The sequence below is a fragment of the Ottowia sp. genome (genome assembly GCF_016703145.1).
Classification (GTDB): Bacteria; Pseudomonadota; Gammaproteobacteria; order Burkholderiales; family Burkholderiaceae_C; genus Ottowia.
Window position 1 is genome coordinate 231,780 of record NZ_JADJCO010000005.1, and the last position, 14,775, is coordinate 246,554.

Annotated in this window: 10 protein-coding genes and 2 pseudogenes; 8 read left to right on the top strand and 4 right to left on the bottom strand. The window is 69.8% G+C overall.

What is annotated here, in order from left to right; all coding sequences use genetic code 11:
• Positions 1 to 59 precede the first annotated feature (59 nt).
• The 6 genes from smc (at position 60) to def (ending at position 8,782) form a co-directional block, all read left to right on the top strand.
• Entirely contained in the window at positions 60 to 3,578 is a 3,519-nt protein-coding gene (gene smc, locus IPG65_RS14215; protein ID WP_293191009.1) for a chromosome segregation protein SMC, read from the top strand.
• A 25-nt stretch (positions 3,579 to 3,603) separates the two neighbouring features.
• Positions 3,604 to 4,677 carry a cell division protein ZipA C-terminal FtsZ-binding domain-containing protein gene (locus IPG65_RS14220; RefSeq protein ID WP_293191012.1) on the top strand — a complete coding sequence of 358 codons (1,074 nt, stop codon included), beginning with the start codon at positions 3,604 to 3,606 and terminating at the stop codon, positions 4,675 to 4,677.
• Between the two features lie 53 nt (positions 4,678 to 4,730).
• Positions 4,731 to 6,872 (top strand): NAD-dependent DNA ligase LigA, encoded by a 2,142-nt coding sequence (gene ligA, locus IPG65_RS14225; RefSeq protein ID WP_293191015.1) that lies wholly within the window; start codon positions 4,731 to 4,733, stop codon positions 6,870 to 6,872.
• Positions 6,869 to 7,798 carry an ROK family protein gene (locus IPG65_RS14230; RefSeq protein ID WP_293191016.1) on the top strand — a complete coding sequence of 310 codons (930 nt, stop codon included), beginning with the start codon at positions 6,869 to 6,871 and terminating at the stop codon, positions 7,796 to 7,798. Before ligA ends, IPG65_RS14230 begins: the two co-directional genes overlap by 4 nt.
• 77 nt (positions 7,799 to 7,875) lie before the next feature.
• Positions 7,876 to 8,211, top strand: a complete 336-nt coding sequence (locus IPG65_RS14235; RefSeq protein WP_293191018.1) for a hypothetical protein — start codon at positions 7,876 to 7,878, stop codon at positions 8,209 to 8,211.
• A gap of 34 nt (positions 8,212 to 8,245) precedes the next feature.
• A complete protein-coding gene (def, locus tag IPG65_RS14240; protein ID WP_293191020.1) occupies positions 8,246 to 8,782 on the top strand; it encodes a peptide deformylase in 537 nt (178 codons plus the stop codon).
• 345 nt (positions 8,783 to 9,127) lie between these two features.
• Here the strand turns inward: def and IPG65_RS14245 are convergent.
• Positions 9,128 to 9,292, bottom strand: a pseudogene (locus tag IPG65_RS14245) (IS3 family transposase); the annotation flags it as partial.
• Between the two features lie 140 nt (positions 9,293 to 9,432).
• Positions 9,433 to 10,089 (bottom strand): C40 family peptidase, encoded by a 657-nt coding sequence (locus IPG65_RS14250; RefSeq protein WP_293191022.1) that lies wholly within the window; start codon positions 10,087 to 10,089, stop codon positions 9,433 to 9,435.
• Between the two features lie 419 nt (positions 10,090 to 10,508).
• Here IPG65_RS14250 and IPG65_RS14255 point away from each other — a divergent pair, with 419 nt between their 5' ends.
• Together IPG65_RS14255 and IPG65_RS14260 are read left to right on the top strand one after the other, a co-directional pair.
• Complete coding sequence (locus IPG65_RS14255; RefSeq protein WP_293191024.1) at positions 10,509 to 11,462, top strand: tripartite tricarboxylate transporter substrate binding protein; 954 nt, start codon at positions 10,509 to 10,511, stop codon at positions 11,460 to 11,462.
• A gap of 17 nt (positions 11,463 to 11,479) precedes the next feature.
• Positions 11,480 to 12,628, top strand: coding sequence for a PQQ-dependent sugar dehydrogenase (locus IPG65_RS14260; protein ID WP_293191026.1), 1,149 nt, complete (start codon positions 11,480 to 11,482; stop codon positions 12,626 to 12,628).
• A gap of 96 nt (positions 12,629 to 12,724) precedes the next feature.
• On the opposite strand, the pseudogene IPG65_RS14265 reads toward IPG65_RS14260, so the two are convergent.
• Positions 12,725 to 13,770 (bottom strand): annotated as a pseudogene (locus IPG65_RS14265) (extracellular solute-binding protein).
• A 377-nt stretch (positions 13,771 to 14,147) separates the two neighbouring features.
• On the bottom strand, positions 14,148 to 14,687 hold the full coding sequence (gene phaP, locus IPG65_RS14270; protein ID WP_293191028.1) for a TIGR01841 family phasin: 540 nt from the start codon (positions 14,685 to 14,687) through the stop codon (positions 14,148 to 14,150).
• Positions 14,688 to 14,775: the final 88 nt, after the last annotated feature.

Below are 14,775 nucleotides of genomic sequence, written 5' to 3' on the forward strand. Positions count from 1 at the left end.
AGCGGCGGGCGCGCACGCTATCATTGCCGCTTCGTCCTCGTCCGTCTCCTCCCGCGCCAGTGCGTCTCAACTCCATCAAGCTCTCGGGCTTCAAGTCCTTCGCCGATCCCACCAATTTCATGCTGCCCGGCCAGCTGGTCGGGGTGGTGGGGCCCAACGGTTGCGGCAAGTCCAACATCATGGACGCGGTGCGCTGGGTACTGGGCGAATCCAAGGCCAGCGAGCTGCGCGGCGAGTCGATGCAGGATGTGATCTTCAACGGCACCACCACGCGCAAGGCCGCCTCGCGCTCGTCGGTGGAGCTGGTGTTCGACAACGCCGACCACCGCGCTGGCGGGCAGTGGAGCCAGTTCGCCGAGATCTCGGTCAAGCGCGTGCTCACGCGCGACGGCACCAGCAGCTACTACATCAACAACCAGCCGGTGCGCCGCCGCGACGTGCAGGATGTGTTCCTGGGCACCGGCCTGGGCCCGCGCGCCTACGCCATCATCGGCCAGGGCACCATCAGCCGCATCATCGAGTCGCGGCCCGAGGAGCTGCGCCTGTTCCTGGAAGAGGCGGCCGGCGTCAGCAAGTACAAGGAGCGCCGCCGCGAGACCGAGAACCGCCTGACCGACACGCGCGAGAACCTGACGCGGGTGGAAGACATCCTGCGCGAGCTGAACGCCAACCTCGACAAGCTGGAGAAGCAGGCCGAGGTCGCCCAGCAGTACCAGGGCCTGCAGTCGGCCGCCTCGCTCAGGCAGAACCAGCTCTGGTTCCTCAAGCGCGCCGAGGCCGAGGAAGGGCAGGCGCGGCTGAAGGCCGAGGCCGAGAAGGCCGCCAGCGAGCTGGAGTCGCGCGTGGCCGACCTGCGCCACGTCGAGGCCGAGCTGGAAACCATCCGCCAGGCCCACTACGCCGCCGGCGACCAGGTCAACCAGGCCCAGGGCCTGCTGTACGAGGCCAGCGCCGAGGTCGGCCGGCTGGAGGCCGAGATCCGCTTCGTCGTCGAAGGCCGCCAGCGCGCCGAGGCCCGGCTGGCGCAGCTCCAGGAGCAGCTGGCGCAGTGGGCCGCGCGCCGCGGCGACGCCGAGGCCGAGATCGAGACCCTGGCCGGGCAGGGCGCCGAGGCCGAGGACCGGCACCTCACCCTGGCCGCGCAGCTGGAGGAGCAGCAGCAGGCCCTGCCCGAGCTGGACGAGGCGCTGCGCCGCGCCCAGGCCCAGGTCGGCGAGCAGCGCGGCGCCGTGGCGCAGGTGCAGCAGCAAATCCAGGTGCTGGCGGCCGAGCAGCGCGGCATCGAGGACCAGAGCCGCCAGTTGAACGCCCGCCGCGACCGGCTGGGCGCCGACCGCAACGCCCTGGCCGCGCCCGACGAGCAGCGCCTGCTGCACCTGCAGTCGCAGCTCGCCGCCGCGCAAGAGGCCGCGCAGGTCGTCGACGCGCGCCTGCACGAACTGCAGGACGGCGTGCCCCGGCTCGACGAGGACCGCCGTGCGCGCCAGCAGGCGGTGAACCAGGAGACCGCCCGCCAGGCCGACCTGTCGGCGCGGCTGGAGGCGCTGAAGGCGCTGCAGGACAAGGTCAAGACCGACGGCAAGCTCCAGCCCTGGCTGGCCCGGCACGGGCTGGACGGGCTGCAGGGCCTGTGGAGCCGCCTGCACGTCGAGCCCGGCTGGGAGAACGCGCTCGAAGCCGCGCTGCGCGAGCGCATGGCGGCGCTCGAAGTCGGCCGCCTGGACATGGTGCGCGCCTTCGCCGCCGACGCGCCGCCGGCCAAGCTGGCCTTCTACAGCCCGCCCGCCGCGCCCGCCCCCGGCGAGGCCGGCGCGCTGCCGCGCCTGGCCGACCTGCTGCGCCTGCACGACGCCGGCCAGAAGGCGCTGCTGGCCGACTGGCTGGCCGGCTGCTACACCGCCGCCTCGTTGGAGGACGCGCTGGCGCAGCGCGGCCAGTTGCGGGCCGGCGAGGTCATCTACGTGAAGAGCGGGCATGGCGTGGGCGGCCACAGCGTCAGCTTCTACGCGCCCGATTCCGAGCAGGCCGGCCTGCTGGCGCGCGCGCAGGAGATCGAGAACCTGGACAAGCAACTGCGCGCGCAGCAGCTCATCGGCGAGGAGGCGCGCAACGCCCTGGTCAAGGCCGAGGCCGCCTACACCGACGCTGCCCAGCGCCTGACCGCCACGCGCCGCGAGGCCGCCGAGGCGCAGCAGGGCGCGCACCAGTTGCAGGTCGAGACCCTGCGCCTGACCCAGCAGGCCGAGCAGGCCAAGGCGCGCGGCGAGCAGATCGCCGGCGACCTGGCCGAGGTCGATGCCGCGCTGGACGAGTTGCAGGAGCGCCGCGTCACCGCCGAGGCGCGCTTCGAGGAGCTGGACATGCAGTTGGCCGACGCGCAGGAGCGCCACGCTCAGCTGGACGAGCGCGTGATCGGGGCCGAGCGCCGCCTGAACGAGGCGCGCGAGCAGCAGCGCGCGCTGGAGCGGCAGGCGCAGGAGGCGCAGTTCGCCCAGCGCACGCTGCAAGCCCGGCGCGCCGAACTCAGCCGCACCATCGACACCGCCGCGCAGCAGAGCGCATCCATCGAGGCCGAGCAGCAGCGCGCCGGCGACGAGCTGGCGCGCCTGACCGACGCCGCCGCGCAGGCCGGCCTGCAGACGGCGCTGGCGCTGAAGATCGAGCGCGAGCAGGCCCTGGGCGCCCAGCGCAGCCAGTACGACGACCTGACCACCCGGCTGCGCGCCAGCGACGAGCGCCGCCTGCGGCTGGAGCGCGAGCTGGACCCGCTGCGCCAGCGCATCACCGACCTGCAGCTCAAGGAGCAGGCCGCCCGCCTGGGGCTGGAGCAGTACAGCCAGTTGCTGGCCGACGCGCAGGCCGACCTGGCCGCCGTGGCGCAGTCCGTCCAGGACGGCGACGTCCGGCTGGCCGGCTTGCAGGGCGAGATCGACCGCCTGCACCGCGACATCCAGGCGCTGGGCGCGGTCAACCTGGCCGCGCTGGACGAGCTGACCGCCGCGCGCGAGCGCAAGCAATTCCTCGATGCGCAGTCGGCCGACCTGACCGAAGCCATGACCACGCTGGAGGACGCCATCCGCAAGATCGATGGCGAGACGCGCGAACTGCTGGGTGGCACCTTCAACACCGTCAACGAGCACTTCGGCCGCATGTTCCCCGAGCTGTTCGGCGGTGGCAACGCCCGGCTGGTGATGACCGGCGAGGAAATCCTCGACTCCGGCGTGCAGGTCATGGCCCAGCCGCCGGGCAAGAAGAACCAGACCATCCACCTGCTGTCGGGCGGCGAGAAGGCGCTCACGGCCATCGCGCTGGTGTTCGCCATCTTCCAGCTCAACCCCGCGCCGTTCTGCCTGCTGGACGAGGTGGACGCGCCGCTGGACGACGCCAACACCGAGCGCTACTCGCGCCTGGTGACCAGCATGAGCAAGCAGGGCACGCAGTTCCTCTTCATCAGCCACAACAAGATTGCCATGGAGATGGCCGAGCAGCTGATCGGCGTGACCATGCAGGAGCAGGGCGTCTCGCGTATCGTGGCGGTGGACATGGAATCCGCCGTGGGCCTGGCCGAGGCCGCCTGAAGCGGCGAAAAGGGGCGAAGCCGATATGAGTTCCTTGCAAGTGGGCCTGGCCGTGGCCGGTGGCCTGGTCCTAGGCGGCGTGATCGCCTACAACACCTGGAACGCGCGCCGCAACGAGCCGCGCCAGGCGCAGCCCGACACCGAGCAGATGCCCCTGCCGCCCGGGCACGCGGAGCCCGGCCCCGATGCCGCCGCCGACGCGCCCGCGCCGTCGCGCATCGAGCCCACGCTCGACCCCCGCGCGCCGCTGGGCCCGCTGCCCACGCCGGAGAAGCGCCTCCGGCTCGACGCGCTGATCGACGTCATCGCGCCCATCGCGCTCGACGGGCGCGTGGTTTCGGGCGACGCGCTGCTGGCCGCCCTGCCGGCCACGCGCCGCGTCGGCAGCAAGCCCTTCGCGATCGAGGGGCAGGCCCAGGAGTCGGGCGAGTGGGAGTTTCCCGTCGCTGGCCGTCGCTACACCGCGCTGCAGGCCGGCGTGCAACTGGCCAACCGCACCGGCGCGCTCAACGAGATCGAATACTCCGAGTTCGTCATGAAGGCGCAGCGCTACGCCGACGCCGTGGGCGGCGCGCCCGAGTTCCCGGAGATGCTGCACGAAGTCGCCCGCGCGCGCGAGCTGGACCAGTTCGCCAGCCAGCACGACGCGCAGCTCAGCCTGACCCTGCGCGCGCGTGGCGCGGCCTGGAGCCCCGGCTTCGTGCACCAGCGGGCGGGCAAGCTGGGCTTCGTCGCCGGCGTGGTGCCTGGGCGCATGGCACTGCCCTCGAGCGAAGTGGGCCTGCCGCCCATCCTGGGCCTGACCTTCGACCCGCGGGCCGCGCTGTCGGAAGACCCGGCGCACGCGGCGATCCACGAGGTCACCCTCCACCTCGACGTGCCGCAGGTGCACCGCAACGAGCAGCCCTTCGTGCGCCTGAGTGACGCCGCCTTCGCGCTGGCCGACGCCATGGACGGCCTCGTCACCGACGACGCCGGGCAGGTGCTGCGCCCGGCCATGATCGACACCATCGGCGCCGACCTGGAACGCCTGTACGACACGCTGCAGTCGCACGACCTGGCGGCCGGCTCGCCCCAGGCACGGCGGCTGTTCAGCTAGTTTTTTCAAGCCTTTTTTGGGCTACAGCCCCCATGGAATATGCGCAAGGCGCTATGAATGATGAAGTAAAAGCGACGCGACGAGCGGCCGAACTGCGCGCCGTCCTGAACCGTGCCGCGCACCAGTACTACACGCTGGACGCGCCCGACATCCCCGACGCCGAGTACGACCGGCTGTTCCAGGAGTTGCAGGCGCTGGAGGCCGCGCACCCCGGGCTGTGCACGCCCGACTCGCCCACCCAGCGCGTGGGCGGCGTGGTGCTGGACGGCCTGAAGCCGGTGCGGCACGCGCTGCCCATGCTCAGCATCCGCACCGAGACCGACACCACGGCCGCGGGCGCGCGCAAGTTCGACGAGCAGGTGCGCAACTTCCTGGCCGGCGAGCAGCGCCGCACCGAGCTGAAGGCCAGCGATCCGCGCCACCGCGCCGCGCCGCTGCCCGAAGAGGCGCTGGCGGTGCTGGGCGGCGCGCCGATCGCCTACGTCGCCGAGCCCAAGTTCGACGGCTTGGCCATCAACCTGCGCTACGAGCACGGCGTGCTGATGCAAGCCGCCACGCGCGGCGACGGCGAGACCGGCGAGGACGTGACCCACAACATCCGCGCCATCGGCCAGATCCCGCTGCGCCTGGCGGGCGACGCGCCGCCCGTGCTGGAAGTGCGCGGCGAGGTCTACATGCGCCGCGATGACTTCGAGGCGCTGAACGAGCGCCAGCGTGCCAAGACGGCGGCCGGCGCGAAGAACGAGAAGACCTTCATCAACCCGCGCAACACCGCCGCCGGCGCCGTGCGCCAGCTCGACCCCGTCACGGCGCGCGAGCGACGCCTGAGCTTCTTCGCCTACGGGCTGGGCGAGGTCACGCCGGCGGCCCAGGGCAGCCCGCGCTGGAGCAGCCACTGGGACGTGCTGCAAGCGCTGAAATCATGGGGATTTCCGGTCTCGGCCCTCGCCAGAAGGGCGCTGGGTGCTCCAGAGTTGATAGCGTTTCACGAGGACGTTGCCGGCCAGCGCGACCAGTTGCCCTTCGACATCGACGGCGTGGTCTACAAGGTGGACAGCCTGGTGCTGCAGCGCGAGCTGGGTTTCGCCACGCGCCAGCCGCGCTGGGCCGTGGCGCACAAGTACCCGGCGCAGGAGCAGTTGACGACGGTGCAGGCCATCGACGTGCAGGTTGGCCGCACCGGCAAGCTCACGCCCGTGGCCAAGCTGGCGCCGGTGTTCGTCGGCGGCGTCACCGTCACCAACGCCACGCTGCACAACGAGCTGGAGGCGCGGCGCAAGGACGTGCGCGTGGGCGATACCGTCATCGTGCGCCGCGCCGGTGACGTGATCCCCGAGGTGGTGGGCGTTCTGCCCGAGCGCCGCCCGCCCGGCGCCGAGCCTTTCGCCATGCCCGCGCACTGCCCGGTGTGCGGCAGCGACGCCGTGCGCGAGGAGGGCGAGGCCGACCACCGCTGCACCGGCGGCCTGTTCTGCCCGGCGCAGCGCAAGCAGGCGCTGCTGCACTTCGCGTCGCGCCGCGCCATGGACATCGAGGGCCTGGGCGACAAGCTGGTCGAGCAACTGGTCGATGGCGGCATCGTCCGGGCGCTGCCCGACGTCTACCGGCTGGGCTTCGTCGCCCTTGCCGCCCTGGACCGGATGGCCGAGAAATCCGCGCGAAACCTGGTGGACGCGCTGCAAAAATCGAAGCAGACCACGCTGGCGCGCTTTCTGTACGCGCTCGGCATCCGCCACGTCGGCGAAACCACGGCCAAGGACCTGGCGCGCCACTTCGGCACGCTGGACGGCGTGATGGCGGCCGGCGTCGACCCACTGCTGCAGGTACCCGACGTGGGGCCGGTGGTGGCCGAGAGCATCCACACTTTCTTCGCGCAGCCGCACAACCGCGAGGTGGTCGAGCAGTTGCGCGCCGTCGGCATCCACTGGCCCGAAGGGCCGCCCGCGCCCGCCGCGCTGCTGCCGCTGGCCGGCAAGACCTTCGTGCTCACCGGCACGCTGCCGACGCTCGGCCGCGACGAGGCCAAGGACCTGCTCGAAGCCGCCGGCGCCAAGGTCAGCGGCAGCGTCAGCAGGAAGACCCACTACGTCGTCGCGGGCGAGGAGGCCGGCAGCAAGCTGGACAAGGCGCGCGAATTGGGCGTGCCGGTGATCGACGAGGCGCAGCTGCGGGCGCTGCTGGCGGGCGCGGCATGACGGGCGCGGTTCGCCTCGGCATCGACCTCGGCGGCACCAAGATCGAGATCGCGGCGCTGGACACGCAGGGTGCCTTCCTGCTGCGCGAGCGTTGCGCCACGCCGCGCGGCGACTATGGCGCGATCCTGGACGCGATTCGCCAATTGGTGGCGGCGGCCGAGCAGCGCCTGGGCGCGCGCGGCCTGCCGCTGGGCATGGGCATTCCCGGCAGCCTGTCGCCGCTGACGGGCCGCGTGCGCAACGCCAATTCCACCGTCCTCAACGGCCAGCCGTTGCGCGAGGATCTGCAGCGCCTGCTGGGGCGCCCGCTGCGGCTGGAGAACGACGCCAACTGCCTGGTGTTGTCCGAGGCGACGGATGGCGCCGGCGCGGAGGCGGAGGTGGTGTTCGCCGCCATCCTCGGCACGGGCGTGGGGGCCGGCGTGGCCGTGCGCGGCCACGTGCTGCGCGGGTGCAATGGCGTGGCGGGCGAATGGGGCCACAACCCGCTGCCGCTGGCCACGGCCGCCGAGCTGGCGCGCCCCGCCTGCTGGTGCGGCCGGCCGGCGTGCCTGGAAACCTGGCTGTCCGGCCCCGCGTTCGCGGCCGACCACGTGCACGAGACCGGGCAGGTGCTTTCCGCCGAAGCTGTCGTCGGCGCCCTGCGCGCGGGCGACGCGGCGGCGCGCGCCAGCTTCGGCCGCTATGCCGCGCGGCTGGCGCGCGCGCTGGCCCAGGTCATCAACCTCCTCGACCCCGACGTGATCGTGCTCGGCGGCGGCATGAGCAACGTCGTCGAGGTGTACGACGCGGTGCCCCGGCTGTGGGGACCGCACGTGTTCAGCGACGGCGTGCGCACCGCGCTGCGGCCGGCGGCGCACGGCGACTCGTCCGGCGTGCGGGGCGCGGCCTGGCTGGCGCCGCCGCCGGATGCACCCTTTACATGACCGGACTACAGTAGGGGCGGCGATGCCGCTTGGCGGCCGTTCGCCGGTGTGCAAGCTCTTTTTCTGGAGAAACGGACATGGCAGTTCAATGTTCATCTTCCATCGCCCGGCGCGTGGCGCTGGGTATGGCGGGCGCCGCCCTGGCGCTGCTGTCGGGCTGCGTGGTGGCGCCGCTCGGCCCCTACGAGGTCGGCGCGCCGGTGGATTACCCGGCGGCGCCGGTGTACGGCTCGCCGTACTACTATGGCGCGCCGTCGTACTACTGGGGGCCGCCGGCGGTGTCGCTGGGTTTCCATGGCCGCTTCGGCGGCGGGCGCAACTGGAACGGCGGCCACCACGGCGGCCAGCGCGGCCACTGGGGTCAGGGCGGGCGTCGCGGAGGCTTCCAGGGCAGGGGCAACCGCCGGCCTTGAGAAGGCGGTTGCCGCGCTGCGGCATCATCGGAGCATGGCCATCCACACCATTCTGAAGATGGGCGATCCGCGCCTGCTGCGCATCGCCCGGCCCGTGCAGGCCTTCGACACCGACGAGCTGCACCTGCTGGTGCGCGACATGTTCGAGACCATGCGCGCGGCCGATGGCGCCGGCCTGGCGGCGCCGCAGATCGACGCGGACCTGCAACTGGTGATCTTCGGCACCGACAGCGTGAACCCACGCTACCCCGACGCGCCGCCCGTGCCGCGCACGGTGCTGTGCAACCCGGTCGTCACCCCATTGGGTGACGACGAGGAGGAAGGCTGGGAAGGGTGCCTGTCGGTGCCGGGCCTGCGCGGCGTGGTGCCGCGCCACAGGCGCATCCGCTACACCGGTTTCGACCCCTACGGCGACCCGATCGCGCGCGAGGCCGACGGCTTTCACGCCCGCGTGGTGCAGCACGAGTGCGACCACCTGATCGGCAAGCTGTACCCGATGCGGGTGCGCGACTTCTCGCGCTTCGGCTTCACCGAGGTGCTGTTTCCCGGCCTGGACGCCAGCGACGACTGAGTAACCGTCTTTCGAGTCAAAGCGCCGTGAAGCGATTTGTCCCAAGGTTTTGACCATGGCGTTGGGCGTGGTCAGCAGCTTGCGCATGCAGGCCACCAGACTGCTGCCAGCAGCCGGTCGTGGGAGCACTTGATTGCCGGGTTGTGCCGTGAGCGTGGTCATGTAGAGCACACCGGCGAATTCGGCGAGCATGGGCTTGCAACTCTCCAAAGCGTTACCCATGTCCTGGCACACCTGTTACCTATGTCCTCGGTCTGAACAGGGGGTCAGCGATGCAGGTGCAGAGGAGGATTTTTTGATCGGTACTGGCATGGGAAGCCGAGATGATGCCGAACCCCAACTGTGGCGGCCATGCTTGCGCAGCCACACAAGCACCGTCGATTTGCCCTGGATGCCGTAGCGATCCTGAGCCTGCTTGTAGGTGAGGTCGCCCTTTTCTACTTGATCGACCACCGACAGCTTAAAAGCCAGCGTGTAGTCCCGCTGGGTGCGTTTGACGCCTGTTTCCATTGACTCGCCTTTTCTTGAAGGAAAAGGTGTCAACCCAGATCAGGACGGGTCATTTGCTGATAAAAAAGGGGCCTTTTCGGGCTCTGTACCTTTGGATGAGGTCAAGCGGTCAGCTTGGGCGTTCTGGTGCGCCCGATGGCTCAGATGTTTTCGCCGGCCGCAGGCGCCGCCGGCCTGTCGGCGGCGGGTGCCTGGCCGAACGTGCCGCCCAGCCGCACGGCGCGTGGTGCGGGGGAGTCGCGGGTGATCACGATGGAGGTGCTGGTGGAAGGCGGCGTGCCCAGCACGCGGCGCGCGCCGTTGAAGCGGCGCTGCCAGTAGCTGATGTCCATGCGCTCCACCCGCACCTGCGAACCGGTGCGCGGCGCGTGGATGAACTTGCCGTCGCCCAGGTAGATGCCGACGTGGCTGTAGGCGCGGCGCAGGGTGTTGAAGAACACCAGGTCGCCCGGCTGCAGGTCGGCCTTGTTGATCGTCTGCGTGGCGGCGGCCTGTTCGGCGGCGCGGCGCGGCAGGATCAGGCCCATGGCCTGTTCGTAGGTGGCGCGCACGAAGCCGCTGCAGTCGAAGCCGGTCTCGGCCGACGTGCCTCCCAGCCGGTAGGGCACGCCCAGCGAGTCCATGGCGGCTGTCACGAGGTCGGCCGCGCGGTCGGTGGCCTGGTGAATGGTGTCTCCCAGGCGGGCCATCAGGCCCTTCTGGACCAGCAGTTTTTCCATCTCGTCCTGGGCCGGAGCGGCCTGGGCGGCGTGGAAGCTGGCGGTGAGCAGAATCAGTGCGGCAAGCGTTCTGGACATGACCTGATCGGCGATGAAATGGAGCCGCCCGGCGATGGCGGGCTGATCCTGGGGCGGCGCTCGTGGGAAGAGCCGCATGTTGTTTTTTGGTAACAATCCCTTGCTAAGGGTAGCCCGCGCAGTGTAGGACAACCGCCTGTGCTCTCGGGATCGCCGCAGGTGTCTCGATTAAGGGTTTTCCTGGGGTTGATGAAGCGGACAGGGGCGAAAGAGTCGCGCAGGCGACTTGGACTCGGGCTGCAAGGGCTTTCCCTCTTCATGCGTGCCGGCGGATGAACAATCATCGGCGGTCCTTCACGCACGGCGGGTACGGTTTGCTCGCGTCTTTCGTGCATTTTTCGTTTGTCGATCTAAGGAACCCCATGACCCGCGTCTCATCTTCTCTCACCCGTCGCTGCTTCCACGCATTGAGCGCCAGCATGCTGGTTTTGCCGACGCTGGCCTGGGCGCAGGGCGGTGCCGCCGCTTGGCCGAGCAAGGCCGTGACCGTCATCGTGCCGTTCTCGCCCGGCGGCGGCACCGACGCGATCGCGCGCCTGGTCGGCCTGAAGCTGGCCGCTTCGCTGAAGCAGCCCTTCATCATCGACAACCGCGTCGGCGCCAGCGGCATGATCGGCACCACGGCGGTGGCCAAGGCGCCGCCCGACGGCTACACCATCACCGTGGGCCTGAGCACGTCGCTGCTGATCAACCAGTTCCTGTACGCCAAGATGCCGTACGACGCGCAGAAGGATCTGGCCATGGTGTACCGCTTGGCCGCGGGCACCCAGATCCTGGCGGTCAAGCCCAGCCTGCCGGTCAAGAACGGTACCGAGCTGCTGGCCTACATCAAGGCCAACAAGGGCAAGCTGTCCTACGGCTCGTACGGCGCGGGCTCGACGCCGCATCTGTTCGGCGCTTACCTGAACCACATCACCAACGGCGAAATGAACCACGTGCCCTACAAGGGCGAGGCGCCGATGAACCAGGACTTCCTGGGCGGACAGATCGACATGGCCTGGGTCAGCGCGGCGGCGGCCAAGCAGCACATCCTGGCCGGCAAGATGAAGCCTATCGGCGTCAACGCCACCGAGCGCATGAAGGCGCTGCCCGACGTGCCCACGCTGAAGGAGTCCGGCATCACCGACCCGGTGTTCCAGATGGAGGGCTGGCTGGCCGTGGCCGTGCCCGCGAAGGTGCCCAAGGAGATCCAGGACAAGCTGGCCGCCGAGATTCGCAAGGCGATGCAAGACCCCGAGGTGCAGCGCAAGATCGAGGAGATGGGTTTCCGCCCCGTTCTCAACAGCAATCCCGAAACCTTCACCGCCGAGTACAAGCAGCAACTGCCCAAGTGGGCCGAGCTGGTCAAGATTTCGGGCGCCAAGCTGGATTGATGTCTTAAGGGCAAAAAATGCCCTCGGCCCTCACGTGCACTGCGCGGTTAGCTATCTATAAGATAGCGATCGGCACTGTGCTGCTGGCCTTCGGCTGGCCGGTGGCGGCGGCGCCCCGGGCCCAGCCGGTGGCCAGCGGGCTGCAGCACCCGTGGGCGGTGGCCTTTCTGCCGCAGGGGCGCTTCCTGGTCACCGAGCGGCCCGGCCGCCTGCGCGTGGTCGAGGCCGACGGCACCCTGCGCCCGCCGCTGCAGGGCCTGCCCGAGGTGGCCGCCGGCGGACAGGGCGGGCTGCTGGACGTGGCGGCGGACTCGGGCTTCGACCGCAACCGCACGATCTACTTCTGCTTTTCCGAGCCCGGCCTGGGCACCACCAACAGCACCGCGCTGGCGCGCGCCCGCCTGTCGGGCGACCTGGCGCGGCTGGAGGACGTGCGGGTCATCTTCAGCCAGAAGCCCAAGACCAGCAGTACCCTGCATTTCGGCTGCCGCATCGCCGAGCGCCGGGTCGGCGGCCAGCCCGACGGCACCTTGTTCCTGACGCTGGGCGAGCGCTTCTCGCGCCGCGACGACGCGCAGAAGCTGGACAACCACCACGGCAAGATCGTGCGCGTGGGCAAGGACGGCACCGTGCCCCCGGACAACCCCTTTGTCGGCCGGGCCGGCGCGCTGCCCGAGATCTGGAGCATCGGTCACCGCAACGCGCAGGGCGCCACGCTGGCGCCGGACGGCAGCCTGTGGATGCACGAGCACGGCGCCCAGGGCGGCGACGAGATCAACCTGCCCAAGGCCGGCGCCAACCACGGCTGGCCGGTGGTGAGCTTCGGCGTCCACTACGACGGCAGCAAGATTGGCGAGGGCGCCAGCAGCCAGCCCGGCATGGCGCCGCCGCTGCACCGCTGGACGCCCTCGATCGCGCCATCGGGCATGGCCTTCCTCACCAGCGACCGCTACGGCGCGGCCTGGAAGGGCAATCTGTTCGTCGGCTCGCTGAAGTTCCGCTACCTGGACCGCATCGAGCTGAGGGACGGCCGGGTCGTGGCCGAGCACAAGCTGCTGCAGGACGTGGGCCAGCGCATCCGCGACGTGCGCCAGGGGCCCGACGGTCTGCTGTACGTGCTGACCGACGATGCGCGCGGGCAGCTCATTCGCCTGCTTCCAGATTGATAGCTGCCGGTGGAGTATCCACGCTGGCTAGCGGCTGATTTGTCATAAAAATGGCGCCCTCCGGGGGCGCCATTCCTGGGGTGCCGATGGGCTGCCTTATTTGAACCCCACCCGGTCCAGCATCTGCTGCACCTTGACCTGGTTGGCCCCCACGGCGCTGATGGGAATGGTCTCGGACTTGAACTTGCCGCCCGCGGTCATCGACTTGAGGGCCGGGTTGTCGAAGCTCACGCCCTTGGCCGCCGGCCACTCGTTGTTGCCGTTGGCGAAGTGGTTCTGCGCCGCCGGGCTGGCGAGGTATTCGAGGAACTTGACCGCGCCCGCCGTGTTCCTGGAATGGCGCGCCACCGCGCCGCCCGCCACGTTGACGTGCGTGCCCCAGCTGTCCTGGTTGGGGAAGACCACGCCCACGCGCTCGACCACGGCCTGGTCCTCCGGCTTGCCCGAGCGCATCAGGCGCGCCAGGTAGTAGCTGTTGGTCACGGCGATCTGGCATTCGCCCGAGGCCACCCCTTGATCTGGTCGGTGTCGCCGCCTTTAGGGGAGCGAGCCATGTTGTCCACCATGCCCTTGAGCCACACCTCGGCCTTCTCGGCACCGAGGTGCTCGGTCACGGCGCCGAACAGGCTCAGGTTGTAGGGGTGCGAGCCGGAGCGGATGCACAGCTTGCCCTTGTTCTTGGGGTCGCCCAGCTCCTCGTAGGTGTCCACGTCGGCGCGCCGGACCTTGATCTTGTCGTACACGACGACGCGGGCGCGCGTGGACAGGCCGAACCATGGAATGCCGCCGTCGGCCGCCGGCGCGGCGCGCAGGTTGGCGGGGATGGCGTCTTCCAGCACCTTGGACTTGACCGGCAGGAACAGCCCGTCCTGCTCGCCGCGCCACAGGCGTGCGGCATCCACCAGCAGGATCACGTCGGCCGGCGAGGCGCTGCCCTCGGCCTTGAGCCGCGCGATGATGCCTGCATCGTCCGCGTCCACGCGGTTGATCTTGATGCCGGTGGTCTTGGTGAAGTCGGCGTACAGCGCCTCGTCGGTCGAGTAATGGCGCGCCGAATACAGGTTGATGGCCTGTTCCTGCGCCTGCGCGGCGCCACCGGCCAGAACGGCCAGCACGGCGGCGAGGGCCACGAGCTTTTTCATGCGATGGATTCCTTGGCGAAGAGGACGGAAAAAGAGGGTCGAACGCCACGGGATGATAGCGCAAACGAGAATTGTTCTCAAAGGAGGCGCGGGCAGGCGCCGTGCGCGCGCCAGAGAAGCGAAAAAAAGGGCTGATCTTGCGATCAGCCCTTGAAGGGATCCCTGAACCCGGAAGGTTTCGAAAGGACCCGAGGAGACAACGGGTTGGCGCCTTGCCGAGGCACCCAGTAAGAAGGACACGCGGCGCGGGGCGGTTTGTCCTTTTTGCTGGAGCTTCGCCGGGCAGGCCGGCGAAGCACGCGGCTCGTCATCCTTGCGGACTCACACTCCGTAGAGTGCGAAACCGCGATGCGAGTTCAACGCCCGAAGGCGATGAATCAACGCTTCTTGGCGCCCTTGGCGGCCTCGGTGGCGCTGGTGGCCACGGCGTTGAAGTTGGACTCGGCCATGTCGGAAGCCTGCTTGACGGCCTTCTGCACCGACTCGAACGCGTTGTTGGCGGCGGCCACGGCGCTCTTCATCATGGCGACGGCGGTTTCGGAGCCGGCGGGCGCGTTCTTGGCGGCGTTGTCCACCAAGGCGGTGAACTGGGCCTGGCTCTCGGCGACCTTGGCTTCGAAGGTCTTGGTGAACTCGGCGCTGGTGCCCGACGCGATGTCATACAGGTGGCGGCTGTAGGCGGCGGCCTTCTCGGCCAGGGGCTGCAGCGCGCCGGCTTGCAGGGCCAGCAGCTCCTGCACGTCCTTGACCGACAGCAGCGCCTGGGCGTGGCTGTTGGACTCGGCCAGCGCGGCCTTGGTGGCCTGCAGGTTCAGCTCGACCAGCTTCTCGACGCCTTCGAAGGCCTTGGTGGTCAGGCCGTAGATGGTTTCCAGGTTGGCTTTCTGGGAAGCGACGAGTTGTTCGGGGGTCAGCATGAGAGGGTTCTCCTAGACAATGGTGGAAAGGGTTGCTTCTGGGTGCCGCCCTGAACCACTTCTTTTGTTGCAGTGCAGCATGGCACGA